Consider the following 25,062-nt stretch of genomic DNA (forward strand, 5'->3'; position numbering starts at 1 on the left):
ATACCATAGGTAAATAAAAACTGTCCTACAAAATACGATTCAATTAATATCTTTAAAAATTTTTATTAAACGTTCCTGCCAATGATGGGCTTCCTTTTTCTCGGGCAGCTGTTCTTCACCCGCTATTTCGATCCCGTCATTGTCGCAACAATAAGGATTCTCCTGGGCTTCCTCTCCGAAATGCGCCAGTAAAAATTGCCGGCGACAACCTGTAAAATGAATATAAGCCAACATTTTCTGTAATTGTTCTTGTTTTTGCTGTTCATTGCGTTTCAATGTTTCCAGCCAAAAGGAAGTCCCCAACTCTTTCATTTTTTGCTGCCACTTTTCTTGCAACGGTGTCAAGGGTTCTTTCCTCTTCTCCTGAACCATTCGTTCTAAAGCAAGGCGTTCTTCTTTATTTTCTCGCTGAAAGAAGTAATGGATCTGCTCATCATGTTCCTGATAAAGCAAAATCGCATTGCTTTGTTTGCCATCACGACCAGCTCGCCCGATTTCTTGACTGTAATTCTCTAACGAATCAGGTAGATCATAATGGATCACAAAGCGAATATCTTCCTTATTGATCCCCATCCCAAACGCATTGGTAGCAACGAGTAATTTTAATTTATTCTGAGAAAACTGCTGCTGCAACGTTTTTCTTTGATCACTCGCGAGACCACCATGATAATAGCCTACCAAATAGCGCTGACGCAGTTTGTTATAGACTTCTTCGACTTTGCTTCTTGTGGAACAGTAGATGATCCCAGCCCCGCCTAAGCGGCTGAGATAGTCTGCTAATGCCGCATCTTTGTCTGTCGTTTGCTCTACGAACAAGCCGATATTGCTGCGGTTCATCGAATAACGGTAGACATTGGCGTTCTTTGCTAATAATACTTGCCGTATGTCTGCTTCCACTTGTGCTGTTGCAGTAGCCGTCAAGGCTAACGTAACGGGTGCCTTCAAGCGTTTCTTTACTTCACCAAGCTGCAAGTACTCTGGTCGAAAATCAATGCCCCATTGCGAAACACAATGGGCTTCATCCACCACGAGCATGGCGATCTTAACCTGTTCCAATTGATGCAAAACAGCTTCTTGTACGATCATTTCTGGACTTAAAAACAAAAACTTGTACTTCTGCAAATGCTGCATCACATACTGGCGATCGGCAAGGTCCAATTGACTATTAAACGCAATCGCGCGTTTTTCCCCTTGCTTTTGTAAGCCGTAGACTTGATCTTCCATCAAAGAGACTAACGGCGAGATAATGATCACGATCCCGTCTACTAGGTACCCTGGCAGCTGATAGCACAGACTTTTGCCATTCCCAGTAGGCAGAATCGCTAACGTATCTTGCTGTGCTAAAACACTTTCGATGACTTCTTTTTGTCCTTGGCGGAATGTTTTGAAACCAAAATACTGATTCAGTGCATCTTCTAACATCGAATCCCCCGCTTCTGAGCAATCTGTAACAAACGAATCGTCAAAAAATCAGTCGTAAGAAGCGCCTGTAATTCTTGATAGCTATTTTTCCAAGAAGCTTCTGGCAGCTTTTTCAACAACGCTGTATCAAAGCGCTGAAAAGGAAACGTTGGATCAAGCAATGCCCACTCAATCAAATGATCATTAACAGTTCCTCGTTTGATCCTTCTTTTTTCCATAATCTGCTCGACAGAATCGCCTCGCAAAAACAATGCTCGGCTTTCCACCATACTTTGGTTTAAATTTCTCTTTAGAAAAGGCGACAAGCCTCGAAACAGGATCGTCTGGGGCGTTTTTTCGATCAAGGTTAAAAATTGATGGATCGAAGCTCCTACATAAAGAGTGTCCCAAGGCTTACTTTGAACATTTTCTGGTAAAAGCTGAAAAAACGCCTGCCCTAGAATATCTGGACCAGATAAGGTGCCCGCTAAAAAATCTGCCATTTCTGCGGGAAGCTGGTCAAAAATTGCTGATAGCTCTTGATACAGGCACTTTTTGATGTCAGGATTGTGACGGATCAGCTGACGGACAGGTTCTGTATAGAGTGGCGTGTTTTCAACGGGAATATACTGATTGGTCACGCCTTGATACGCAGCTGCTTGAACCAGCAGCCGAACAAAACGCCAAGCCTCCTCCGTCGTTCGTCCATAACGAAAGTAATTCGCATAACGCAACAATCGTTCACCTGGCTGCTGGCTGTTTCTAGCGGTCGTTTTGAGCAGCAGACCATCTGAATCTCGACTTAGAGCCCCTCGTTGGATCAAGTCAGCGAGCGTCTGTTGATACGCTTTCTCATTCAACTGGGGCAACGATTGAAAGAGACCTAAGCGATCATAAAAAAAGGCATAACTCAAGACAGAGCTAGTACGCTTACCAATGAGAATTTGATAAAGTGTTGATGGGCGCAGCTTGTCAGTATCAGAAAACAGCGCTAAAATAAAAGAATCCATATTTCCCCTCCAGAAAGGACTAAAAAATGTCACAACGCTGTAAAATTATTCCTGAGCGCTGCATTGCTTGTGGCCTATGTGCGATCTATGCCCCCGAGATCTTCGATTATGATGAAGACGGGATCGTTTTATTTGCCCAAGAACCGAATGCTCGGCAACAGTTTATCATAGAAGACCAACAAGAAAAAGTCAAAACTGCTTATCGCAAATGCCCTACCCGTGCGATTATCATGGAAAAATAAAAAAAGCCGACTTGCCATTGACAGACCTTTCGTCTGCAACAGCAAGTCGGCTCATTTTTTTATTTTCCTATAGCAGAATGATGGGGCTGCTTACGAGCCAACCATGGCAACAGTTTGGCGTGAAGTGCTAAAAAGACGGCACTGACGATTGCGCCTTTTACCAAATTGAAAGGTAAGATCCCGATCGCCACATATTGCGGCAAAGACATTCCTAAAAATTGATCGGCTGTGACCCCGAAAAAGCGCAGGTAAAGCGGTGTGATCACAAATAGGTTCGCCACACTCATAAAAATCGTTACCGACAAGATACCGCTGATGACACCAACCATTTTGTTTTTGGTGTGAATACCTTTGCGGAAAAAGTAGTACATTGGCAAAGTAAAGGCACATGATGCTAAAAAGCTTGCCGTATCCCCCACCATATCAGCAGGTGAAAAACCAGATAAGAACAAATGCAGCACCGAACGAATGAAAGCAGTCAATACCCCACTCCAAGGACCAAATAAAAACATCATGATCATCACGGGAATATCACTAAAATCGATCTTTAAAAAGCTGAATGCTGGGAAAATCGGAAAAGCGATAAATTGCAAAATTGTTCCCATAGCAGCACACATGGCGATTGTCACCATTTTTCTTGTTTTGTTGTTCATCAGTATAAATCCTCCTAAGTTCAGGATTCCTCTTCAAACGAACCTATTAAATTTCCTCGGCTTTCTTGTCGGCGCCAGACAAAAAATGCCCTCTTTTTTCCACAGGGAAAAAAGAGGGCATTCGAAATAGCCATAAGCAAATCAAATACGCTCTATCTTCTTTATCCAGACTGTACTGTCGGTATCGGAATTTCACCGATTCAGCTATTTCCGAAGAAATAGGTCGTGGACTATAACCACCGGTCGGGAATTGCACCCTGCCCCTGAAGACGAACCTTTATTCTATTTATTACATGTCCTATTATACACAAAATCTAAAAATTAACAATAGTTACGTTTTCAGATACTTTTCAACTATTTTGCACTATTTTTCAGCTGACTGACTTCCTTCTTCGACAATTCTCGATATTCCCCTGGACGAAGACCTTTCAAATCTAACGGACCATAATTTTCCCGTTTTAATTTTTGCACAGGCAAACCAACTGCTTTTAACATATTTTTGACTTGATGGTTGCGTCCTTCATGGATCGTCAATTGCACAATACTAGATTGCGTCGTTTGATCTGTCGACAAGATCTCAAAGCGAGCAGGTGCCGTCTTACGGCCTTCGATCCGAATCCCTTTTGTCAATGGGAGCAGCTGCTTTTTATCCGCAATCCCTTTGACTTTGGCAACGTACACTTTGTCGACTTCGTGTTTCGGATGCATCAGTGTCTGTGACAATTCCCCATCATTTGTCAGCAATAACAAACCAGAGGTATCATAGTCCAAGCGCCCGACGGGATACACCCGTTCAGGAACTTCAGCAAAATAATCCAAAACGACTTTGCGCTTTTTATCATCCGTTACAGCTGAGATCACACCACGAGGTTTGTAGAATAGATAATAGACGTGTTGTTCTTGTTCGATTGGTACACCATCGACTTCAACAACATCTTTTGAGCTAACTTGGACCCCTAATTCTTTGATCACTTGCCCGTTGACACGCACTCGGCCTTCGGTTATCAATCCTTCAGCTTTTCTTCTTGAGGTGATGCCAGCATGGGCAATCACTTTTTGCAAACGTTCCATCTTCATTCTCCTTCTGTTTCTGCTTGTTTGTAGCGGTCGTAAAAAAGATCAAACGGTGCATCTTCTTCAAGTTCATCTTCCATGGATTGGATATCGGGTAATTCAGCCAAACTTTTTAAGCCAAAATAATCCATAAAGTATTCCGTCGTACCATATAGGATCGCTCGTCCTGGTCCGTCAACGCGGCCTTTTTCTTCAATCAGTCGTTTTGCCACCAATTTTTGAACCGATCCGCTAGATTGGACGCCGCGGATCTCTTCTACTTCCATCCGAGTGATCGGCTGCTTGTAAGCAATGATCGACAACGTTTCTAAAGCGGCCTGCGACAACGAGCTGCCCATCGGTGATTCAGCATATTTCTTCAATAAAGGGGCAAATTGTTTCTTGGTGGTCAAAATAAAATGATTGCCCACTTCAAGAATATGCAACGCAGTATGTTCATTTTCTTCATATTGCTGATTTAGTTCCTGCAAATGCTGATAGACACTGGCAGTATTGCTTTTGACTAAGTAACTCAATTCTTCAAGTCCGATCCCCTCATCACCGACGACGAATAAGATCGCTTCTAATTCACTATATTTACTCATCTTCTTTACCTGTTGGATAGAGCAGAATCGACGCATAATTGTCTGTTTGCTCTACTCGAATCGTTCCTTTTTTCATTAATTCTAACAGTGCCATAAAAGTTACCACAACTTCTGTTTTATTGTAGGTCGTAAAAAACGAATCAAAGCTGCGGCCTTTTTTGGCACTGACATGCTGCATCTCCAGCTGAATCGCCGCCATCTTTTCATCGATGGTGCTTTCATCAGGAGAAATTTTTGTTTCTAGTACTTGGCGATTTTTCTTTTTCTCGATCATTTTTTGAAAAGCCAAAAAGAGATCGATCGTATTGAATTGATTGGCTCTTAACTGATCTTCTTCCTCTTTGTATTCATCGACGTCCATCGGATCTTTCGTATAATACAAACTGCGCTCTTCCGCTTTTTCGGAAAGCTGCTCGGCTGCATACTTAAATTTGCGGTATTCTAGCAGCTGTGCCACCAGCATATCCCGTGGATCTTCTTCGTACTCTTCCACTTCAGCAATCAGCTCTTGTTTCGGTAACAGCATCTGGCTTTTGATCGCCATCAGAGTTGCCGCCATGACTAAATATTCACCAGCGACTTCTAATTCTAAAATTTTCATGGCATGGATATACTGCATGTATTGTTCGGTGATGGTTGCAACTGGAATGTCATAAACATCGATTTCCAGTTTTTTGATCAAATGAAGCAGCAAATCCAACGGTCCTTCAAAGACAGCTAATTTTATTTTGATTTCTTCCATTCCATCCTCGATTTCTAGGCGCGCGGAAAGTGCTGCTTGTACACTTCCGTCATCCGTTTCTTCGTTATATGCGTGTAAATCTGAGTGGTCGAGATATCTGCGTGTCCTAACAGCTCTTGAACCGTTCGCAGATCTGCCCCGTTTTCTAATAGATGGGTCGCAAAACTATGGCGCAACGTATGGGGAGTCACATTTTTGGTGATCCCAGCTTGTCGAACCAAGGCTTTTAAATTTTTCCAGATTCCTTGACGAGACAGCTGCGTGCCATGGTTGTTTACAAACAGGTGGCTTTCATCCGGTGTTTTTCTCGTCAAATACGGACGTGCATCGCTGAGATACGTTTCGATCCATTGAATCGCTAAATCCCCTAATGGGACGATCCGTTCTTTGTCGCCTTTCCCGGTTGTTTGCAACAAGCCCATACTTAAATGCAAATCATTCAATTTCAAACCGATCAACTCGCTGACGCGCAAACCTGTCGCATACATCACTTCCAAAATCGCTCGATCGCGAATGCCCAACACCGCTCGAGTATCTGGTGTTTCGATCAAGCGCTCCACTTCCTGCAAACTCAAAGTGTCAGGTAGCTTCTGCTGTTTTTTCGGCGAATCAATATGCTGCATCGGATCATGATCTGTCAACCGTTCTTGACGCAAATATTGATGGAATCTTCGCAAACTGGAAACCATCCGAATCACGGTTGCCGAGGATTTTCCCGCCTCTTGCAAACTTTGCAAAAAAGACAAAACGATCACTCGGTCGATCTGTTGCCACTGCGTCACTTGTTTTTTTTGTAAAAACGCAAGATACTGTTGCAGATCCCGCTGGTAGCTGGCACGGGTATTTTGGGATAGCCCGCGCTCAATGGTCAAATAATGAAGATAATCAATAATTTGTTCGTTCATGGGGCTTCCTCTACTTTCAGCTTTTTTATCATATCAAATTCTGGCTCGTTTAGATAGTAGCTTGCCAACAAAAAAAGAGGCATCTACCCGTATCTTTTTCCCAAGGAAACACCCGAATCATAGCAGATTTTTTGGTTTCTTTCAAATTGGAAAAAAGAGCACTCTTCCTATCGAAACCATCTGACTATCATTCGGGTGATAACAAATTTTTTTCAAATTACCCAGCTACAGACACTAGGCTTTGTTTTGGCATTTTTGGCAGACACCATGAAATGTCAACCGATGATCCTTTACTAAAAAATGGTACTTTTGTTCGACGATCTCTTCGACTGTGCCCAACAGATCCTCTTCAACCTCTTCGATATTGCCGCATTCCAAACACAACAAGTGATGATGGAAATGTTTGGCGCCTTCTTTACGTAGGTCATAACGAGCGACACCGTCATTAAAACTGACTTTATCGACGATTTTCAAATCCGTCAAAATCTCCAATGTTCGATAGACGGTTGCTAAGCCAATCTCAGAATTTTTTTTGCGCACAAAGAAGAAAATCTCTTCGGCGGATAAATGATCTTTCTCATTTTCTAATAAGACCAACAACGTCGCTTCTCGCTGAGGAGTTAATTTGAACCCCGACTCGTGCAATTGTTTCTTGGTCTTTTTTAACGCTGCTGTTGTGTTCATAGTTGCCTCCGTATGCCGCTAATTTATAACGATTCTAATTTGAGTGAGAATCACCCAAGACAAACATTGTAATCATTATAAATTAGAACAGCAAAAGAAACAAGTATTCTCAATTAGGTTTTTTAACAAGAATCGTAAAGCCATCTTTTTGCTCAATCAAACGCTGTTTCATCAAGGTTCCTAACGCCCGTTTAAATTGGCCTTTACTAATACCAAACGTTTGTAAAATCTCTTCTGGTGCTGATTTATCGGTAAAAGGAATTTTATTTTCTGGTGCTCGTTCTAAAAAGGTTAGGACCATGGCGGCATCATTTGAAATCGCCTCGTGGGCTCTTGGTTTCAACGAAAGGTTCAAGACGCCATCTGGACGAATCCCAATCACTCGTCCTTTGACAACTTCCCCAAGACGCGGCTCTTGATAGCGCTCTGATGGGTGGACGAAGCCAATATAAAAATCATCCGTCAATAAGTAGGTTCCCGCTAGTTTTAAGCGATACACGGTACCTGTAACATCTTGATTCTTCATCTGTTCCGTACCATTCTTACTCAGTGCCTTGAAGATTTTCTCATCTGCTAACGAAGCCCATATACGCTCTTTGTCGTCGACGCGCAAGCTGACCATCAAACGATCGCCTTTTTTGGGCCAAAGTTCCCGCATTGTTGGCAATTCATCTAATGAAACCACCATGTCCTTGTCTTTTAAACCGATATCGACGAAAACGCCTAAGTCGCGACGGCTTCCTGTGACTGTACCAAAGGCATAATGCCCTTTGCGGCTTTTCGGAATATTCGTAGTGAGTACATTTTCTTGCTTTTGGTTTTGATAGCCAAACCCTTCGACGGCTTCACCTAAATGATGTTCGCCTTCTTCCTTGGCTAGTCGGAAGGTAACCCCGCCTTTTTGAACAAAATAATTCTGTTCATTTTCATCAATGATCAATCCGCTAAATACGGATGCTAATAAGTCTTTCATCTATTCTCTCCTTCTTCATAAAAACTGCCCGTTGCTAGAAAAAGAAACGCAGCAGTGCCATAGCAATAACGCCTGTGATAACGATCTTCATCAAATCTTTTGTATAATACCCCACCAACAATGCTGGGATACAGGCAACAGTTTCTTTGACTTTCAAGATGGGAAATTGCCCTTCTCGAAAGATCAGCAAATTTTGAACCAACAATGCCGCCAAAATACACAACGGCAAGTAACTCAAAAAGATGGTGAAAGGTTTCGGAAATACGAGCTTTTTAGAAAATAAAAAAGGAACGATCCGCGGAATCCAAGTAACCAACCCACATGCTAGCATTAGTATAACAAAATTAGTCATGATGTGTCACCGTCCCAACCAAACATCCTGCCAAGGTCGCAGCAATTACCGCGATCTCAGCAGTAGAAAAACGCATAAATAAAATCAATGTCCCCACAACTGCCCCGAGTACTAAGAGCGTTTGCTGGGTTTTCTTCTTGAGGGGTCGCTCTACTTGAAATAAAAAAAGACCAACAAACATGGCTTCCAAGGCAAAATCTAAGCCTAACGCTTCTGGATCTGGAATAAACGAGCCTAATAGTCCGCCCAAAAAGGTTGCGAAGATCCAACTCAAATACGCCATCACGTTCAACCCATGGGTCCATTTCGCTGTGACTGGTTTGTCTTGTTGCAGTGCCGTCGTCAAAACACCATAGGACTCATCAGTCAAAAGCGTCCCAATCCCAATAGCAGAAAGCAAAGGAGTCTTTTTAAAATAGGAAGCCACTGATAAGCTCATTAAGAAATGTCGTAAATTCACTAAAAAGACGGTTGCGACGATCGTCATGAAAGGTGCTTGAATCGCGAGTAATGCACAAATAATAAATTGAGCACTGCCTGCATAGACAATAATAGACATTAAAATAATTTCAAGAATCGACAACCCAACACCTTTTCCTACGACCCCCATCGCAAAACCAATCCCTAAGTACCCAAGAATCGTTGGTACACAAGCAATGACCCCATCTTCAAAGCGATCATATCTTTCTATTTTCTGCACAAAAAACCCTCCCTGTTTGAACGATTATCTTTCATCATATCGAAAACAGGGAGGGGAAACAAGTATTTTTCACATGTGCATGTAATAACTCTGAAAGTTTTCTAGTGACTCAGGAGACTTAGCGAACGGTGTGATCGTTCCCATTGCCTCTGAAATAGCCAGTTTTGGCGTTTACCGTAAATAAGTATAGCGGGAACGCTGAATCATCCGTTCCTTTAAGCAAGCTGCCTTGGGCATTTGTCGCATAAAAATTGTAATAGCCTTCGCCGTTGACGATCCGCACGCGTTCAAAAGTATAACCACCATCAACCACGTAACCACGGGCAATCGCTGTGGCAATGATTTTTTCTTGGACACCATCTGCCCACACCCAAGCGCTATTGTTTACATCATTCAAATCACTTTGACGGGCTGGAATAATTGGCTGATTATTGGTATTTGTTGGCGTATTTGGCGAAAGCACATACTCTTCTTCAGACGTGCTTTGTGCAGGCGTCGCAGCGCTTGTAGAACCGCCGCTTGAAGCGGAAGCGTTGTTCTCAGAAGCCGCCGCTTGTGCTGCTTCTTGGGCCGCTTGTTGTTGTGCCGCTGCTTCTTGCGTAGCGGTTTCACGCTTCGTCAACGCAGTATCGACTTTGCGCAGATCAGCAGTGAGACTTTCCACCAATGAATCGATCGGTAAAGCTTGGACTTTTTTCATCAAGGCATTGTAGTTCTCACGGGTGACACTTGCAGGTGCTTCACCATCACCACTTAAAGCCACCATGCTCTTCACTGCATTTTGAACTTCCTCGTTCGCGCTGAACTCTTTTTGTCCCATGTCGATGGCTTGATTGATCAACTCATCAAAGGCATCCCCGTTCTCGCGCTTCGCCATTGTGACAGCAGCTGCTTCTTTCAATGAAACTTCTTCCAACTGATCCTCCACAACGGCAGGACTGCTAAAATAGCTGTTGATTTCGGTCAAAGCTGCTAGTTTGTCAGCGATCGTCGCTGCTTCTTGTGACAAGGCATCGTACCGTTCATGGTCTTGAAACTCTGCCAACTGATTCGTCACAGCCGTCAGCTGTTCTGCTGTCTTGTCGCTTTTAATGAACACTCGTTCATCATTTGTATAAAAATCATTCAGCTCATTTTCAATTTGATCGAGTGTACGGTTTTCTTGCGCCAGTTGCGTTTGGCGGGCAGTTTCTTGTTGCTGCTGTTGATAGTAGTACGCCCAACCGCCACCAGCTGCCACTAATAAACAAGCCGCTGTAATATAGAGTGCTTTGCGAGGACTCTTCTTTTTTTCGCTAGGCGTCGACGTTTTTTCTTCAGTAGTCGCCTTTTTCGGTGCTTCATCCGCTGCGGTGATCGGCTCAGGAATTGGATCGATCACTGGTTCTGGCTGCTTCTTCGCTTCTTTAATGACTGGATCCGTCACTGGTTCATCTTCGCTTATCAGTAGAGGTTCCTCACTGGCTTGTTCCTGACTTTCTTCTTCAGTAGCAGACAAATCATCAGCGTCGGCTTCTGCTTCTAGAGCAGCGGCTTTTTCTTCTTCATCAAGTTTGTGTTGGCGGATATAAGCAGCCAAAATATCAGCGTCATGCTGTTCCTCCGTACTTAATGCATCGGTTTCACTTGCTTCCTCACTGGCTGATGTCGTTTGCTCTTGCGTTGCGCTAGAGCTTTCTACTTCCGTTTTTTCCTCAGCTTCTTTCTTAGAGGCTGATGTGGGGGGTACGTGTTGCTCATCGGAAAGAGTCCCTTGCTGCGCGAGGTCGATCGTTTCTTCATTTGAGGATGGCCGATCACCTAAGTGCTCCTCCATTTTTCCGATTGGGACGTTTTTAAAGTCTGACCAGCGAATATCATCATTTTTATTCTGGGGCTCTTCTGGCGTAACGGAAGAGTCAGATGTTGGTTCCAGTTCATTCTCCTTTGCCTGGTTCCATTGGAACCCGCAATTGGGACAAACGGGTGTTTCTTCTATTGCTTGAAATCCACATTCAGGACATGTCTTCTTCATTGATTCAAACTGACTCCTTTTGTTTTTTGCATTTCCTTTTATAAAGCAGTTGCCTCTTTTATCAGACGCTTGCTGTACCTACTGCTTCTTTTTTTAGACCAGCAAATAATGGGACTTTTTTGACACTTCGTTGTTTGTTACGTTTTGATGCAGATGCACAAAATTAAATTTATCACATTCTTGGCAATTAGCCAACACTTGCTTGGTTACGTTTTTATTAAGTTCTTTACCAATCTTGTGTCGAGAGGACAGAATCTGAATAAAAAAGACTTTCCAAAGGGTTCCTTTGGAAAGTCGATAAACCTTGATTATTCTAAGAAATCTTTCAATTGTTTTGAACGAGATGGATGGCGTAGTTTCCGTAATGCTTTTGCTTCAATCTGACGAATCCGTTCTCTCGTTACCCCAAAGACTTTGCCGACTTCTTCTAATGTCCGAGTACGACCATCATCGATTCCGAAACGCAAGCGCAGCACGTTTTCTTCACGATCAGTCAACGTATCCAGTACATCTTCTAACTGCTCTTTCAACAGCTCATAAGCCGCATGCTCTGCTGGACTTGTGGCATCTTGGTCTTCAATAAAATCACCTAGATGAGAATCGTCTTCTTCGCCGATCGGTGTTTCTAATGAAACAGGTTCTTGAGCGATCTTCAAGATTTCACGAACTTTTTCCGTCGGCAGATCCATTTCTGCGCCGATTTCTTCTGGTGTCGGTTCGCGCCCTAAGTCTTGCAGCAATTGCCGTTGAATACGGATCAATTTGTTGATGGTTTCCACCATATGCACAGGAATACGAATGGTTCGCGCTTGGTCAGCGATCGCACGGGTGATCGCTTGACGGATCCACCAGGTCGCATACGTCGAGAATTTGAACCCTTTGCGGTAGTCGAATTTCTCAACGGCTTTCATCAAGCCCATGTTTCCTTCTTGGATCAAATCAAGGAATTGCATTCCTCGACCCACATAACGTTTGGCAATACTAACGACCAAACGTAGGTTGGCTTCTGCCAAACGCTGTTTTGCCTCTTGGTCGCCTTCTTCGATTTTCAGTGCGAGAGCCACTTCTTCTTCTGCGGTCAATAACGGCACACGACCGATTTCTTTCAAGTACATCCGAACGGGGTCATTGATTTTCACACCAGTTGGTGCAGACAGATCTTCTTGAGGTTGTGTTTCTTGTCGTTTTTCATTGCTCTTTAGACTATGGACTGAAGGCTCTCCATTTTCATCCACGACACTGATGCCTGAATCCTCCAGTTTTTGAATTAATTTGTCCATTGCATCAGCATCCAAAGTATACGGCGTTGCTAAACGATTCGTAATGTCATCGTAAACAACTTGCCCCTTTGTTTTGTTTTCTCGGATGTATTCGGCAACTGCTTTGTCATACGTTTTTTTTGTTTCTTCTGCCATGAAAGAAAGCCCCTTTCAGTTCGCTATTTAGCTTGTTTCAACCGTTTGGTCAAATCAATGATTTCGATCGCAAGTTCAAGTTCTAATTGCTGGTTTCCTTTTTGTCTTGCTTCTTGCTGCTGGATTCGTTTTTGATTGATTTCTTCAGCAATGCCCGACTTTTGAAATACCTGCAGAATGTCCTGAAATTCTTGTTCAGTCCCTTCCTCAGAAGCTTTAAGATCTGCAATATCGATCACCATTTTTTTCATTGAATCTTCTTTTAAAAAATCTAAGAACTTTGCTAAAACAAAGTGTTCTTCTGTTTCCATATACGCATCAAACAGCAGATAAAGCTGTTGGTAACGATCATGGATAAAGGATATGCCACTCGCTCGAAAGCGATGGTTTAACGTACTGTCATGAAACAAACGGTACAATAATAATTCTTGTGCTTTTTCTACCTGTGTTTTGGGCTGCTGCCGCGTAGGCGGCGTGAAGACCATAGGATTGGTTGTTGGCGCTGGCGGCGGTGCATCTTGCCGCAGCTGCTGCTCTTGCCGGTTTTGCTTGAGCTGCTGCTGCAAGGTCTCACGGCTCAAGTTGAACTCTGTGGACAGCTGAGTCAAATAACGGTCTTGCTCCAACAAAGAATCTACCCGCTGTAATTCATTTAAAACGACTTGGACATAATCTAGCTGCTCTTTCTCATTGGCCAAATTTCGATTCGCTCGATGGTAATCCATTTTGAAAGCAAAGACGGTTTCTTTCCCATGTACAGCTAATTTATAAAAAGCTTCTGTCCCATATTTGCGCAAATAGTCATCTGGGTCCATCCGTTCCGGCACTCGAACCACAGATAATTTCAAGCGGCTATTGTTTTGCAAAAGATCGATCCCACGGTTCGTGGCTTCAACCCCTGCACTATCTCCATCGTAACAAAGAATCACTTCTTGTGCCACTCGCTCGATGTGGGCGATCTGCTGATTGGTCAGGCTGGTCCCCATCGAGGCGATCCCATTTTCGATCCCTGCTTGCCAAGCGGCGATCACGTCCATAAATCCTTCAAATAAATACACTTGGCCATCTTTACGCATCGCTCGTCGCGCTTTGTCAAAGTTGAAAAGAACCTCGCGTTTATTGAAAAGAATCGTTTCAGGACTATTTAAATATTTTGGTTGGTCTTGATCACCGACTTTTTCGCTTGCTAACCACCGACCAGAAAAACCAATCGTTTTCCCCTGAGGATTGCGGATCGGAAACATGATTCGCTGGTAAAAGCGATCCGCCAGTGAGCCATCGTTGCGCTGAACAAAGAGTCCTGTATCAGGAAAAAACTCTGCTTTGGCTTTTTCATTCAAAAAAACTTTCTCCAAAAACGAGCGTTCATTCGGTGCAAAGCCAATATTGAACTCTTCGATCAGTGCCATCGTCAATCCACGATCTAATAAATAATCAAGTGCTTCTTGTCCAGCAGCCGTATTCACCAACATGTGATGATAGACTTCGGCGGCTTTTTCATGTAACGCAACCAATTGACTCGTTTGTGAGGTCGCTTCATTGATGCCTTCAGACTGCTGATATTGCGGATCAAGAGGAATATCGTTCATTTCTGCTACTTTGACGACTGCTTCTGGAAAACTGATCCCTTCAAGCTCCTGTAAGAAACCATACACATTTCCACCACGACCACAACCAAAGCAATGAAAAATTTGTTTGTCCTCTGCAACGGAAAAAGAAGGTGATTTTTCATTATGGAACGGACACAAACCAAAATAATTTTTTCCAGACTTCTTTAACTGGACATACTGTCCCACGATATCGACGATATTGCTACGTTCGCGAATGTCGTCAATGACCGTTTGAGGAATTCGTGCCATCCACTCACCTCCATTTGGTAAGTATTCATCGGTTTACTAGGTAAAAAAACGCACTAATAGATATCAGTGCGAAGAATAATTAGACAGAATCACTCATAATGATTTTACCATATTTTATTTGTATTTCAAGCTTTTTTGTTTCACTTATTTTACAACGCTTATGAAAAGAAACGCGCCGTAACATTGATCTTCCATTGATTCATTTTTATTAAATCAGCGTAGAATAAATTGCCGCCGTTATGATACAGGTGACCACCATTATAAAATACGGATTGGATGCCCCAGTAACGATAGGTTTGTTCCGTATCATTGCCTAACAATGGAGATAAAACCTCTCTGGAATATGTTTCTGCTAACTCTAAGGTGTTCACTCCCCCTCGGCCAGCGACATAATCAATATAATCTGTACCAAAATTATACGCCTGTACGGCGGTCCAAAGATCACAGTTCATTTGCTCGGCTTTTTCAATCAACTCAGCTAAATAGGAAACACCTTGTTCGATGCTTTGTTCTGGCGTATCGAACTGATTTTGTTTTCCATAAACACTTTCAGAACTTTGCATCGGGTCGTTGCCTTGTCCTTTTGACTCCGTCAGCATGATGCTCATGGCTAATGACTGATATTCAGAGATGTCGTGGGCTTGCGTCTGTTGCGCGATTGCTTCTTCATACGCATAGACAGCTTTCAATGCCGTGTAGTTTCGATAGACCCAAACCCCTGCCCCGATCAGCAGCAGCACGAGGGCCAGCTTCAGTATAAATCCTAGGAAACGTCGAATTTTTCTCATCAAATACATCCCATCTTTTCTAAGTCAGAATCTATCGTACTATGAAATGAACGGGCTGACTAGAATTTTTTCTCTCCTAAAAAATCCTTAATAAAATCACAAGATTATTTAGAAAAAAACAAGCAATCCTAAGCTGACCGAGGGATTGGCGATCTTTCGACAAGAAAAAGGAAACAGCGCTTCTTCAAAAGGAAGCACTGTTTCACTCATCATTATTTTTCGATCGTGGTAACAATACCAGAACCGACTGTTCGTCCACCTTCACGAATCGAGAAGGTCGTTCCATTTTCTACAGCGATCGGATGGATCAATTCCACATCGATCGTTACGTTGTCACCAGGCATCACCATTTCCGTTCCTTCTGGTAAAACGATATTCCCAGTTACGTCCGTTGTACGGAAGTAAAATTGTGGGCGATAGTTATTAAAGAATGGGGTATGGCGACCGCCTTCTTCTTTTGTCAACACATAGACTTCCGCTTGGAATTTCGTATGCGGTGTGATAGAACCTGGTTTTGCTAACACTTGGCCACGTTCAATTTCATCACGGGTGATGCCCCGTAACAATACCCCTACGTTATCGCCAGCTTCTCCGAAGTCCATCGTTTTGCGGAACATTTCTACCCCTGTCACGACTGCTTTTTGTGTTTCAGGTTTGATTCCGACGATTTCTACTTCATCCCCGACTTTTACCATGCCGCGATCGATCCGACCAGAAGCAACGGTTCCCCGTCCTGTGATCGAAAAGACATCTTCGATCGGTAACAACAATGGTTTGTCAGTATCTCGTTCAGGCGTTGGGATATATTCATCTACTGTATCCATCAGCGTTAAGATCGCTGCTTCAGCATCTGGGTCACCTTCCAAGGCTTTTAACGCAGAGCCCTTGATCACAGGAATGTCGTCGCCAGGAAAATCATATTCAGTCAGCAATTCTCTGACTTCCATTTCAACTAAATCGATCAACTCGTCATCATCGACAAGGTCCGTCTTATTCAAAAAGACGATCAAATGTTTCACACCCACTTGACGAGAAAGCAAAATATGCTCCCGTGTTTGTGGCATTGGGCCATCTGTCGCTGATACGACCAAGATTGCGCCGTCCATTTGAGCAGCCCCTGTAATCATATTTTTCACATAATCCGCGTGTCCCGGTGCATCGATATGGGCATAGTGCCGTTTTTCCGTTTCATATTCCACATGAGCAGTATTGATTGTGATACCACGTTCGCGTTCCTCAGGAGCCGCGTCGATACTTGCGTAATCTTGCGGATTGGCAAGCCCTTTTTTCCCAAGAACTGTCGTAATTGCAGCAGTCAAGGTGGTTTTCCCATGGTCGACGTGTCCAATCGTTCCGATGTTGACATGGGGTTTGCTACGATCATAATGTTGTTTTGCCATATTGTTTCCCTCCTAGAGAAAGTTGAGTCGTTGGTTGACTCGAATCATATTTTTGCGATTTACGCTTCCAAAGAGATAAGGATTAACTTATTTTTTGTAAGTTTAAATCTACCCTTATTATAGGTCAAAATTAGTCAAAGTCAAGCAAGAGGTCTCGGCAACTAATCCCTAAGAATTTCTTTGCTTTTTGTGATCCATTGGACGCAAGCCTAGTTTTTATGAATAATAGAAGATGAGGTGAGAAATGTGAAGAAAATCATTGCAGCGCTGGTTTTTACAGCAATTTTCCTTGGCGGCTGCTTCCTTACTTATGATTATTACTATGGTGGAAGTGACTACTATACAGTTATCAACGATGCGGGGGAACACGATACCGAGGTCAGTGACGAGGGGGTCGTTGAAAACATCTATCGTTATACACAAACAGCCTACAGCGCCTCTGGTGACGTCAAAACGGTCAAAATGAATGAACATCGTTCCGCTCCTTTGAAAGAAGGCGCCTATTTGAAACTATTGGTCAATCCAAACAAAGGCGTTATAAGCTGGGAAGAAGTTTCTGAAGAAGACGTTCCTCAAGCGGCTCTCGAAAAGTTGACCCCTCAATAATTGCTGCTGTCGATCAAGCAAGCGTCTGTAAAAAAGCAGGGCGTCCTCTTTCTAAATGAGGACGCCCTGCTTTTTGTGCTCTATTAATTATGGGCCTGATGAATCAGAATTGATTCTTCAGCTCCATTTTCATTATTGACAAAGAGCCGCTTTTTTGTACTTGTTCTGCCATCGTCTGCTTAGAAACAGCTCTTGTTACATCCGATTGATCACTTCTTCTACATTTTTGATCGTTACGGAAATCGTGCCATCGGGATTATTGATAAATTCGATCAAATTCGGATCTCGGTAAACATCCAAAGGAACGATCAATTCGATTCCATTCGATAATTTTAGTTTTTGCTTACCAAATTTTTTCTCCGAGATTTCACGAACATCCCGCATCATCGGTGCTTGATTGACGAATCCTTTTTCAACCACTTCTTCTTGAAATGAAAGCTGAGCAGTAATGTTGTCTTTAAAAACTTTTTGCGCCACTTCACTCACATCGATATGACCAGACTCTTCGATCGTATCGTAGACCGCTTCTTTCAAATCGGCAACGACGTTATAGGTGGGTGTTTCAAATTTCTGACCAATTTTTTCGGCTACTTTTTTGATGACTTTGACATTTTCTTCTAAAGATGGGATCGGTTCGGCATCAATGACTTTTGTTGAAAAGTAGGCGTATTTTTCACCTGAAAAGCTATATTTCTTTTCAATCAGTTCAAAGTCTAAGCTCTCCACATCGATCGTGATCCCTTCATCTGCCTTTTGGGTTTTACCTGCTAGTAAGGCACGATGCAAAATCAAATTATTTTCGATCCCAGCCTCCCCATTATCAATAAAATGCGTATAGCCATCTTGATAATTGACCTTCAAAAAAGCCAGCTGCATTCTTGTATCTAATTCATATAAGACGACAAACGCATCCGCACTTGGCGCATCTTCACTTTCCTTGTACGCTTCATACCAGCGTTGCACGATCGCTTCACTGGCTGCGATAAAGTCGTCTGGTGCTTGTTTGACCAATTGAGCGATCGTTGAAGTTTCGAGTAAACGACCTGTTTTGGTTTGCGGTGTAGCAAGTTTCTGTATTTTCTTCGTCAAATAATCACGAATGTATTCCGTTGTTAAATCAAGTTCAACTTGAGAAAAAACTGGATCGCCTGTTTGACGGTCCACAATGTGTAAAATCGCATGTTTCAAATAAATATCCATTGGTTACGCTCCTTATCCATTTGTCTAGTGTACAAAATAAATAGGCGAACTGACAAGAGCGAATCGGCATTTTCCTTCAACATTCGCTTTCTTTTTAAAAGGTGCAATCATTGGAAATTCCTGCCTCGTCTGCTAAACTAGAAGTATCACAGAAAACGGAGGAATGAACATGAACAGCTATACGTTATCAAACAATGTGACCATCCCTGAGCTAGGCTTTGGCACATGGCAAACACCAGACGGCGACGTTGCCGTAGCATCAGTCAAAAAAGCACTGGACGTAGGTTACCGCCATATTGATACAGCACAAGGCTATAAAAATGAAGCCAGTGTTGGTCAAGCGATCAAAGAAAGCGGCATTCCCCGCGAAGAGCTTTTCTTGACTACAAAATTATGGAATGCGAACCATTCTTATGATCTTGTGATGTCCTCTTTTGAAGAATCTTTAGAAAAATTACAAACAGACTATATCGATCTTTTCTTGATCCATTGGCCAAATCCAGTGGCTTTTCGCGACAATTGGCAAACAGCGAACGCAGAAACATGGCGTGCTTTTGAAGAGTTGTATCAAGCAGGTAAAATCAAAGCGATCGGCGTCAGCAACTTCTTACCACATCATTTTGAAGAATTGAAAAAAACAGCGACTATCTTCCCAATGGTCAATCAAATTTTCCTTGCACCTGGCGAGTTACAAGAAGAAGTCGTGACTTATTGCCAAGAACACGATGTATTGCTTGAAGCATACAGCCCATTAGGTACTGGGAAGATCTTTGATGTACCAGAAATGAAAGCATTAGCTGAAAAGCATCAAAAATCAATCGCTCAAGTTGCATTACGCTGGTCTTTACAACATGGTTTCTTGCCATTACCAAAATCAGTCACACCAAGTCGGATCGAAGAAAACATTCACGTCTTTGATTTTGAGCTATCTGAAGAGGACATGAAAACGATCGATCAATTAGATGGTGTGGTTGGGAAAGCGACCAATCCAGATACGACAGGGTTTTAATTTCACTCTCTATAAAGGAGAAGCCTATGAAAAAAACTGATTTGAATCACCTCTCCCCTGCTGTTCAAAAAGCCTTACATGCTGATTTTGTTTTTCTCGTTTGGCCAGACAAAGTCCAACACTTTCCAGCACGTCAATGGACGACCAGCGACTATCAGCAGATGCTGACCGAGAAACTTACTGGGGAACCACGCTTTTTTCTTTGGGAAAACTACTTAGTCGCCACTGGAGAAAATGACCTTTTGGTCCTGATGCCTAAGTACCATCAAATCAATGATCTAGTAGAAACACCAGCGCCGCTTTTTTAGCAGCGTTGGTGTTTTTTCAGGAAGTATATAAATTTTTTTGTATTTTTTCATGAGAATCACTGTTCTTTTCTGCAAATTTTCCTTATAATCGATAGTGATCGAGAGGAGAAGATTATGAAAAAGAAACAATTAGCAAAATTGAAACAACAATTCCGCCCGTCTTATGAAACAGCTCGACAACAGTTGTTTACAGCGATCGAGCGCAAAACAGCAGATAAGTTTGACCTTCCGACGACTGTGTATATCAATCCTAAAAACCAAGAGGAATTATTGATTGAATTGTTGAAGGAAACGCCAAAAGAGCAAAAAATCGCTGTTCCTTTAGATGAAAATTTCAAGATCGTTGTGAAACGAATCCAACGGCTAGAAGCTGGTTTGCTTGATCGTTTCAGCGATAACTTAGTCGATGAGATCGCTGCTTACTGGTTGCCGACCAATACGCAAGAAAGTGCGGCACCCGCTCCTGCAAAAGAACCAGCGAAAGTGAAGGAAGAATCAGCACCATCTGAAGCGGCTGCACCGACTACCTCTGCATCAACTAAAGAAGTAGAAAAAGCAACTGAAACAATGGCTGATACTGCTGACGACACAATGACTTTTTCAGCATTTGCTGAAAAAATTGCAGCATTCCCTAAATTTTCTGCCAAACAATCTTCAGGAGAAACGATCGTGATCGAAGCTTCCCCGAAAGAAGATCGTGTTCTAGCAACGATTTCTGAAACAGAAAGTGATACTTTTACCATCGAAACTGCGCTAGAGCGCAAATACAAAGTAAAATTAGAAGTCATTCCATTGATCGAGGCGTATGCCCACACGGCGATTTCGAAACGATAAACAAAAGGTTCTCTAGACAAATGCCTAGAGAACCTTTTTTAATTGCGTATTTCGGTTAAAAATTTACGGGCTTGCTCTTGGTTCATTTGAGTCGCAGCTCGCAGCTTAGCTGCAAGCTGTTCAATCTCGTTTCCTTTTGCTCCAACTGAAATAGCTAATGAACGGGCTTGCATACTCATATGGCCTTGCTGGATACCTTCTGAAACCAATGCTCGCAACGCTGCCAGATTCTGAACCAACCCGACACTTGCCGCCAGCGAAGCTAACTCACTCGCCGTTTCAACACCAGTCAATGCCAACGCAGCTTGGGCTTTTGGCAATATTTTTGTGGCACCCCCGACTGTGGCGATCGCCAACGGCAGTGTGATACTACCAATCAAACGGTCTTCTATGATGGTCCAGGAAGTCAACCCTTGCATGCGGCCATTACGGGCAGCATAGCCATGACAAGCGGCAGAAACGGCGCGAGTGTCGTTTCCGGTAGCCAAAATCAGCGCTTCAACGCCATTCATGATCCCTTTGTTATGGGTAGCGGCACGATATGGATCGATCTTGGCAAAATCAGCTGCATGAACAATTTTTCCGGCAACTTGTCTGCCATTTCCGGTCTTGCTCAATTTGTCAAAAGGTACCGAGCAAGTGGCTGTTACTAACGATTCCGTAGCGAGATTGCTTAAAATACTAAAGAGAATTTCTTCTTCTGGGAACCATTTTCGAAAAAGCTCTGCCACTCCTTCTAAAATCGAATTGATGATATTGGCGCCCATCGCATCTTTGACATCAACCATTAAATCGATCGACACATAAGCGGTTGCTAAGTCAGATTCTGCTGGCGAGAAGTTCCGACCGATCACTCTTCGCAATCCACCGCCGCGTTTCACGATGGAAGGATACGTCTCATTCGCCACTGCAAAGATCGTTGCTTGCTCGGATTCAACTTTTGCCAAAATCGCTTCCGGATCCTGAACATCCATAAAGACGATCTGGCCTCGAAGCAAACGTTCTTGACTGGTCGTTGTAATGGGCCCAGCCATTTTTGCTCCATTGCTCATCGCTGCGATCACCGAGGGTTCTTCTGTGGCTAACGGGACATTGTATGCTTTGCCATTCACCTGCAGGTTCAGCCCTACGCCTAACGGGATCTCTACTTCACTGATTTGGTTTTCGATCAAGTGATTAGCAGTTTCCTTGTTTAGCGTCATTTCTTGAAAAACCAAGGATTCTGCTGCTGTGATCGCTCCTTGTGCTTCAAGAAAGGCTAATCGTTCATTAGGCGCGAGGGCGTAAAACTTTTTTTTTTCTGTTTTTTCTGATGCCGACTCTTCATCAAAATTCGTTTGACTTGCTGTCGCCGAAGGATTTTCTAACAGCATCGCTAGCCCTAATCCGCCACCGACACACAAAGAGGCGATTCCATAGCGCTCTTGGGTGTCTTTTAGCTGATAAGCGACGGTCGTTGCGATCCGCGCGCCAGTCGCTCCAATGGCATGTCCCAGTGAAATGCCCCCGCCGTAACGGTTGACTTTCTTCGGATCCAAACCAAGTTCACGTTCTACTACGATCGAAGAAGCTGCAAAGGCTTCATTGATCTCAAAAATACCGATATCTTCAATCGTCAGTGCTTGCTTTTTCAGTAACGTATCGATTGCTTTGATTGGTGAGATTCCCATGATCTCTGGGGCGAAACCGACTTCGACGATCTCTTTGATCACTGCCAGATAAGGAATCTGATGCTCTTCACAATAGCTTTTTGACGCGATCAAGACCATGGCCGCCCCATCATTGATGGTTGAGGCGTTCCCAGCAGTCACCGTACCGTCTTTTTTGAAAACTGTTTTTAATTCAGCTAATTTTTCGACTGTCGTAGCGGCGCGAATGCCTTCGTCCTGAAGAACGGTCGCCGATTTTTCAGTCAACGGCACGATCTCTTGATCAAATTTCTTTGCTGCTTGCGCTTTGGCAGCTTTCATTTGTGAGTGGTAGGCAAACTCATCTTGCTCTTTGCGAGTGATCCCGTATCTTTCTGCTACCGTCTCAGCCGTCAGTCCCATTGGCTTGCTACTGAATGCATCTGTTAATCCGTCATGCATCATTGTTGACACCGGGGCTGAATACTGATCTTCCGCCTTGTTATAATAACTAAAGAGCGGCGCATTCGTCATACTTTCAATCCCACCAGTCAATACGACGGATGCCTTGTTCAATTGAATTTGCTCCATCCCCATTAGAATCGCTTTCATTCCCGAACCACATACTTCGTTGATCGTTGAGGCTGGAATATCTGAGGAAAGTCCACTTTGCAAGGAAACTTGGCGTCCTGGATTTTGACCACTGCCTGCTTGTAGCACATTTCCGATAATCACTTGTGCGATATGTTCTTTTGCTTGTTGGTTTCTTGCCAACAAGGCTTTTGCAGCGACTGTTCCTAATTCTACCGCTGTATATTCTTTTAATGACCCATGGTATTTGCCAATTGGCGTTCTTAGTGCGTCGATAATGACAACTTCTTCCACGTACGTCACCTCCTCTTGAAATATATCATTAAATTCTCCAAAAAAGAATACCCCACATTCGGTTGTCGCACCCTTTTCTACTTTCTTTAATAAAGTTTAAATTCTAATCAATTCTTTTTCATTTTTTTCAAAAAATATGATACCTTAGAACGTGTAGCCTACTAAGTATGTAGAACATAAAGGAGCGACGGAATGAACGTTGGTATTGATAAAATAAATTTTTTTGTCCCCCCCTATTTTATAGATATGGTTGATCTAGCTCACGCCCGAGAGGTAGACCCGAATAAATTTACGATCGGGATCGGTCAAGATCAAATGGCGGTCAATAAAAAAACACAAGATATCGTCACCTTTGCCATGCACGCGGCAAAAGATATCCTTTCGAAAGAAGATTTACAAGCAATTGATATGGTGATCGTCGGAACAGAATCTGGCATCGATGAATCAAAAGCTTCGGCAGTGGTTTTGCATCGCCTATTAGGTATCCAGCCATTTGCACGGTCCTTTGAAATCAAAGAGGCGTGTTACGGCGCAACGGCGGGCTTACAATTTGCCAAAGCCCATGTACAAGCCAATCCACAAAGCAAAGTTTTGGTCGTGGCTTCAGATATCGCCCGTTATGGCTTAGCTTCTGGTGGCGAGCCCACTCAAGGTGTGGGAGCTGTTGCTATGTTGATCTCGGCGGATCCAGCAATTTTGCAGCTTGAAAATGATAATTTGATGTTGACGCAAGATATTTATGATTTTTGGCGTCCAGTAGGACATCAATATCCAATGGTAGATGGTCATTTGTCAAATGCCGTTTATATCGATTCTTTCAAACAAGTTTGGCAAGCCCATTGCGAAAAAAATCAGCGGACAGCAAAAGATTATGCGGCTTTGAGCTTCCATATCCCTTATACAAAAATGGGTAAAAAAGCCTTGTTGGCTGTTTTTGCCGAAAAAGATGAAACAGAACAAAAACGCCTGATGGCTCGCTATGAAGAATCAATCGTTTACAGTCGTCGTACCGGCAACTTGTATACTGGTTCACTGTATCTGGGCTTGATCTCTTTATTGGAAAATTCCTCTAGCCTGCAAGCAAATGATCGAATCGGATTATTTAGCTACGGATCTGGAGCGGTTGCTGAATTTTTCAGCGGCTTGTTGGTACCTGGCTATGAAAAACAGTTGGCGCAAGCGGCCCACCAAGCGTTGCTCGATGACCGTCAAAAACTAACGATCGCTGAATACGAAGCGATGTTCAATGAGACGATCGATATCGATCAAGATCAATCCTTCGAAGATGATCTGCTTTATAGTATTCGTGAAATCAAAAATACCATTCGTTATTATAAAGAAGAAAACGAATGACCCTGAAAAAAACTTTGCTTCTTTTTTAGCTAAAAAGCTTGAAGGAACAAAGTTTTTTTCTTTCTTTGAAAATGATTGAAACAAAACTTGTTTTCCAAACATTTTCTGCATGTTATTCAAAAATTTTCAGATAATTCAGGAAAAACATTTGACAGTACGCTTTTTTTTGTCTATACTAAAATCAATTCAAGTTTGGAGGAACTTTTTATGTTAAACACGACCGTATCCCCACAACTGAATACCTTTTACTTTAGCTACTTTAGATAGTTTGTATTCATATCACATTATGGATGCAAACCAAAAACGAGTTTTGTTTGTATCTATGATGGCTAAAGCATTTTAACTTGAACTTGCAGCCATGTAGAAAATCTTCTAAATGGTTGCCAATAGACGATTACGCTTGGTATAGGATCGAATCCATTTAGACGATTGTCTGAATGGAT

24 protein-coding genes and 1 riboswitch are annotated in these 25,062 nt (G+C 42.9%); of the genes, 6 read left to right on the forward strand and 18 right to left on the reverse strand.

Annotation, left to right across the window (positions count from 1 at the left end; translation table 11 throughout):
- Positions 1 to 39: 39 nt before the first annotated feature.
- Both IGJ25_RS12250 and IGJ25_RS12255 read right to left on the reverse strand, forming a co-directional pair.
- Complete coding sequence (locus IGJ25_RS12250; protein ID WP_010749234.1) at positions 40 to 1,422, reverse strand: RecQ family ATP-dependent DNA helicase; 1,383 nt, start codon at positions 1,420 to 1,422, stop codon at positions 40 to 42.
- On the reverse strand, positions 1,416 to 2,411 hold the full coding sequence (locus tag IGJ25_RS12255; RefSeq protein WP_081116290.1) for a helix-turn-helix domain-containing protein: 996 nt from the start codon (positions 2,409 to 2,411) through the stop codon (positions 1,416 to 1,418). Before IGJ25_RS12255 ends, IGJ25_RS12250 begins: the two co-directional genes overlap by 7 nt.
- A gap of 26 nt (positions 2,412 to 2,437) precedes the next feature.
- Between IGJ25_RS12255 and IGJ25_RS12260 the strand changes: the two genes are divergently transcribed.
- Positions 2,438 to 2,653: a ferredoxin gene (locus IGJ25_RS12260; protein ID WP_005229322.1), complete on the forward strand. Its 216-nt coding sequence runs from the start codon at positions 2,438 to 2,440 to the stop codon at positions 2,651 to 2,653.
- Between the two features lie 59 nt (positions 2,654 to 2,712).
- Here IGJ25_RS12260 and IGJ25_RS12265 read toward each other — a convergent pair whose 3' ends face one another.
- From IGJ25_RS12265 to tuf, 14 genes are all read right to left on the reverse strand, one after another.
- Positions 2,713 to 3,306 (reverse strand): ECF transporter S component, encoded by a 594-nt coding sequence (locus IGJ25_RS12265; RefSeq protein WP_010749232.1) that lies wholly within the window; start codon positions 3,304 to 3,306, stop codon positions 2,713 to 2,715.
- A gap of 150 nt (positions 3,307 to 3,456) precedes the next feature.
- Positions 3,457 to 3,581: riboswitch (FMN riboswitch) on the reverse strand.
- A 79-nt stretch (positions 3,582 to 3,660) separates the two neighbouring features.
- The gene (locus IGJ25_RS12270) at positions 3,661 to 4,377 is read right to left on the reverse strand and encodes a pseudouridine synthase (RefSeq protein ID WP_081116291.1); all 717 of its coding nucleotides are present in this window, start codon (positions 4,375 to 4,377) and stop codon (positions 3,661 to 3,663) included.
- A gap of 2 nt (positions 4,378 to 4,379) precedes the next feature.
- Positions 4,380 to 4,964, reverse strand: coding sequence for an SMC-Scp complex subunit ScpB (scpB, locus tag IGJ25_RS12275; protein WP_005229316.1), 585 nt, complete (start codon positions 4,962 to 4,964; stop codon positions 4,380 to 4,382).
- Positions 4,957 to 5,706 (reverse strand): segregation/condensation protein A, encoded by a 750-nt coding sequence (locus IGJ25_RS12280; RefSeq protein WP_005229314.1) that lies wholly within the window; start codon positions 5,704 to 5,706, stop codon positions 4,957 to 4,959. Before IGJ25_RS12280 ends, scpB begins: the two co-directional genes overlap by 8 nt.
- A gap of 14 nt (positions 5,707 to 5,720) precedes the next feature.
- Positions 5,721 to 6,611, reverse strand: a complete 891-nt coding sequence (gene xerD / locus IGJ25_RS12285) for a site-specific tyrosine recombinase XerD (RefSeq protein ID WP_015510075.1) — start codon at positions 6,609 to 6,611, stop codon at positions 5,721 to 5,723.
- Between the two features lie 234 nt (positions 6,612 to 6,845).
- Positions 6,846 to 7,295, reverse strand: a complete 450-nt coding sequence (gene fur / locus IGJ25_RS12290) for a ferric iron uptake transcriptional regulator (RefSeq protein WP_015510076.1) — start codon at positions 7,293 to 7,295, stop codon at positions 6,846 to 6,848.
- Between the two features lie 109 nt (positions 7,296 to 7,404).
- Positions 7,405 to 8,268, reverse strand: coding sequence for a CvfB family protein (locus tag IGJ25_RS12295; protein WP_081116293.1), 864 nt, complete (start codon positions 8,266 to 8,268; stop codon positions 7,405 to 7,407).
- Positions 8,269 to 8,302: 34 nt separating this feature from the next.
- Positions 8,303 to 8,620, reverse strand: a complete 318-nt coding sequence (locus IGJ25_RS12300) for an AzlD domain-containing protein (RefSeq protein ID WP_010749225.1) — start codon at positions 8,618 to 8,620, stop codon at positions 8,303 to 8,305.
- Entirely contained in the window at positions 8,613 to 9,320 is a 708-nt protein-coding gene (locus IGJ25_RS12305) for an AzlC family ABC transporter permease (RefSeq protein ID WP_225001228.1), read from the reverse strand. The genes IGJ25_RS12300 and IGJ25_RS12305 overlap by 8 nt, the downstream gene beginning before the upstream one ends.
- A gap of 118 nt (positions 9,321 to 9,438) precedes the next feature.
- On the reverse strand, positions 9,439 to 11,334 hold the full coding sequence (locus IGJ25_RS12310; protein WP_225001227.1) for a cell division site-positioning protein MapZ family protein: 1,896 nt from the start codon (positions 11,332 to 11,334) through the stop codon (positions 9,439 to 9,441).
- Positions 11,335 to 11,642: 308 nt separating this feature from the next.
- Positions 11,643 to 12,749, reverse strand: a complete 1,107-nt coding sequence (rpoD, locus tag IGJ25_RS12315; RefSeq protein ID WP_005229298.1) for an RNA polymerase sigma factor RpoD — start codon at positions 12,747 to 12,749, stop codon at positions 11,643 to 11,645.
- Between the two features lie 23 nt (positions 12,750 to 12,772).
- A complete protein-coding gene (gene dnaG / locus IGJ25_RS12320) occupies positions 12,773 to 14,608 on the reverse strand; it encodes a DNA primase (RefSeq protein ID WP_438779330.1) in 1,836 nt (611 codons plus the stop codon).
- A gap of 158 nt (positions 14,609 to 14,766) precedes the next feature.
- Positions 14,767 to 15,396, reverse strand: a complete 630-nt coding sequence (locus IGJ25_RS12325) for a lysozyme family protein (RefSeq protein WP_225001225.1) — start codon at positions 15,394 to 15,396, stop codon at positions 14,767 to 14,769.
- A gap of 212 nt (positions 15,397 to 15,608) precedes the next feature.
- Positions 15,609 to 16,796, reverse strand: coding sequence for an elongation factor Tu (gene tuf / locus IGJ25_RS12330; RefSeq protein ID WP_005229289.1), 1,188 nt, complete (start codon positions 16,794 to 16,796; stop codon positions 15,609 to 15,611).
- A gap of 246 nt (positions 16,797 to 17,042) precedes the next feature.
- Between tuf and IGJ25_RS12335 the strand changes: the two genes are divergently transcribed.
- A complete protein-coding gene (locus IGJ25_RS12335) occupies positions 17,043 to 17,402 on the forward strand; it encodes a YxeA family protein (RefSeq protein WP_015510082.1) in 360 nt (119 codons plus the stop codon).
- Positions 17,403 to 17,597: 195 nt separating this feature from the next.
- On the opposite strand, the gene IGJ25_RS12340 is transcribed toward IGJ25_RS12335, so the two are convergent.
- Entirely contained in the window at positions 17,598 to 18,602 is a 1,005-nt protein-coding gene (locus IGJ25_RS12340) for a nucleoid-associated protein (protein ID WP_005229284.1), read from the reverse strand.
- A gap of 163 nt (positions 18,603 to 18,765) precedes the next feature.
- Here IGJ25_RS12340 and IGJ25_RS12345 point away from each other — a divergent pair, with 163 nt between their 5' ends.
- The 3 genes from IGJ25_RS12345 (at position 18,766) to IGJ25_RS12355 (ending at position 20,753) form a co-directional block, all read left to right on the forward strand.
- On the forward strand, positions 18,766 to 19,611 hold the full coding sequence (locus tag IGJ25_RS12345; protein ID WP_375352071.1) for an aldo/keto reductase: 846 nt from the start codon (positions 18,766 to 18,768) through the stop codon (positions 19,609 to 19,611).
- A gap of 26 nt (positions 19,612 to 19,637) precedes the next feature.
- A complete protein-coding gene (locus IGJ25_RS12350; protein ID WP_015510084.1) occupies positions 19,638 to 19,919 on the forward strand; it encodes a hypothetical protein in 282 nt (93 codons plus the stop codon).
- Between the two features lie 114 nt (positions 19,920 to 20,033).
- Positions 20,034 to 20,753, forward strand: a complete 720-nt coding sequence (locus IGJ25_RS12355; protein WP_225001223.1) for a hypothetical protein — start codon at positions 20,034 to 20,036, stop codon at positions 20,751 to 20,753.
- 38 nt (positions 20,754 to 20,791) lie between these two features.
- Here the strand turns inward: IGJ25_RS12355 and IGJ25_RS12360 are convergent, their stop codons facing one another.
- On the reverse strand, positions 20,792 to 23,266 hold the full coding sequence (locus tag IGJ25_RS12360; protein ID WP_225001222.1) for a hydroxymethylglutaryl-CoA reductase, degradative: 2,475 nt from the start codon (positions 23,264 to 23,266) through the stop codon (positions 20,792 to 20,794).
- Between the two features lie 192 nt (positions 23,267 to 23,458).
- Here IGJ25_RS12360 and IGJ25_RS12365 point away from each other — a divergent pair, with 192 nt between their 5' ends.
- Positions 23,459 to 24,619, forward strand: a complete 1,161-nt coding sequence (locus IGJ25_RS12365; protein ID WP_438779331.1) for a hydroxymethylglutaryl-CoA synthase — start codon at positions 23,459 to 23,461, stop codon at positions 24,617 to 24,619.
- Positions 24,620 to 25,062: the final 443 nt, after the last annotated feature.

This window comes from Enterococcus sp. DIV0240d (genome assembly GCF_051711245.1).
Classification (GTDB): domain Bacteria; phylum Bacillota; class Bacilli; order Lactobacillales; family Enterococcaceae; genus Enterococcus_D; species Enterococcus_D casseliflavus.

What these genes read in the sequence shown, in the direction of transcription:
- IGJ25_RS12295 (WP_081116293.1), bottom strand. Translation starts at nt 8,268, where the DNA reads ATGAAAGACTTATTAGCATCCGTATTTAGCGGATTGATCATTGATGAA.
- IGJ25_RS12345 (WP_375352071.1), top strand. Translation starts at nt 18,766, where the DNA reads ATGAACATGAACAGCTATACGTTATCAAACAATGTGACCATCCCTGAG.
- rpoD (WP_005229298.1), bottom strand. Translation starts at nt 12,749, where the DNA reads ATGGCAGAAGAAACAAAAAAAACGTATGACAAAGCAGTTGCCGAATAC.
- IGJ25_RS12340 (WP_005229284.1), bottom strand. Translation starts at nt 18,602, where the DNA reads ATGGATATTTATTTGAAACATGCGATTTTACACATTGTGGACCGTCAA.
- xerD (WP_015510075.1), bottom strand. Translation starts at nt 6,611, where the DNA reads ATGAACGAACAAATTATTGATTATCTTCATTATTTGACCATTGAGCGC.
- IGJ25_RS12350 (WP_015510084.1), top strand. Translation starts at nt 19,638, where the DNA reads ATGAAAAAAACTGATTTGAATCACCTCTCCCCTGCTGTTCAAAAAGCC.
- IGJ25_RS12260 (WP_005229322.1), top strand. Translation starts at nt 2,438, where the DNA reads ATGTCACAACGCTGTAAAATTATTCCTGAGCGCTGCATTGCTTGTGGC.
- IGJ25_RS12300 (WP_010749225.1), bottom strand. Translation starts at nt 8,620, where the DNA reads ATGACTAATTTTGTTATACTAATGCTAGCATGTGGGTTGGTTACTTGG.
- IGJ25_RS12265 (WP_010749232.1), bottom strand. Translation starts at nt 3,306, where the DNA reads ATGAACAACAAAACAAGAAAAATGGTGACAATCGCCATGTGTGCTGCT.
- fur (WP_015510076.1), bottom strand. Translation starts at nt 7,295, where the DNA reads ATGAACACAACAGCAGCGTTAAAAAAGACCAAGAAACAATTGCACGAG.
- IGJ25_RS12310 (WP_225001227.1), bottom strand. Translation starts at nt 11,334, where the DNA reads ATGAAGAAGACATGTCCTGAATGTGGATTTCAAGCAATAGAAGAAACA.
- IGJ25_RS12255 (WP_081116290.1), bottom strand. Translation starts at nt 2,411, where the DNA reads ATGGATTCTTTTATTTTAGCGCTGTTTTCTGATACTGACAAGCTGCGC.
- IGJ25_RS12250 (WP_010749234.1), bottom strand. Translation starts at nt 1,422, where the DNA reads ATGTTAGAAGATGCACTGAATCAGTATTTTGGTTTCAAAACATTCCGC.
- IGJ25_RS12280 (WP_005229314.1), bottom strand. Translation starts at nt 5,706, where the DNA reads ATGGAAGAAATCAAAATAAAATTAGCTGTCTTTGAAGGACCGTTGGAT.
- IGJ25_RS12270 (WP_081116291.1), bottom strand. Translation starts at nt 4,377, where the DNA reads ATGGAACGTTTGCAAAAAGTGATTGCCCATGCTGGCATCACCTCAAGA.
- scpB (WP_005229316.1), bottom strand. Translation starts at nt 4,964, where the DNA reads ATGAGTAAATATAGTGAATTAGAAGCGATCTTATTCGTCGTCGGTGAT.
- IGJ25_RS12355 (WP_225001223.1), top strand. Translation starts at nt 20,034, where the DNA reads ATGAAAAAGAAACAATTAGCAAAATTGAAACAACAATTCCGCCCGTCT.
- IGJ25_RS12325 (WP_225001225.1), bottom strand. Translation starts at nt 15,396, where the DNA reads ATGAGAAAAATTCGACGTTTCCTAGGATTTATACTGAAGCTGGCCCTC.
- dnaG (WP_438779330.1), bottom strand. Translation starts at nt 14,608, where the DNA reads ATGGCACGAATTCCTCAAACGGTCATTGACGACATTCGCGAACGTAGC.
- tuf (WP_005229289.1), bottom strand. Translation starts at nt 16,796, where the DNA reads ATGGCAAAACAACATTATGATCGTAGCAAACCCCATGTCAACATCGGA.
- IGJ25_RS12365 (WP_438779331.1), top strand. Translation starts at nt 23,459, where the DNA reads ATGAACGTTGGTATTGATAAAATAAATTTTTTTGTCCCCCCCTATTTT.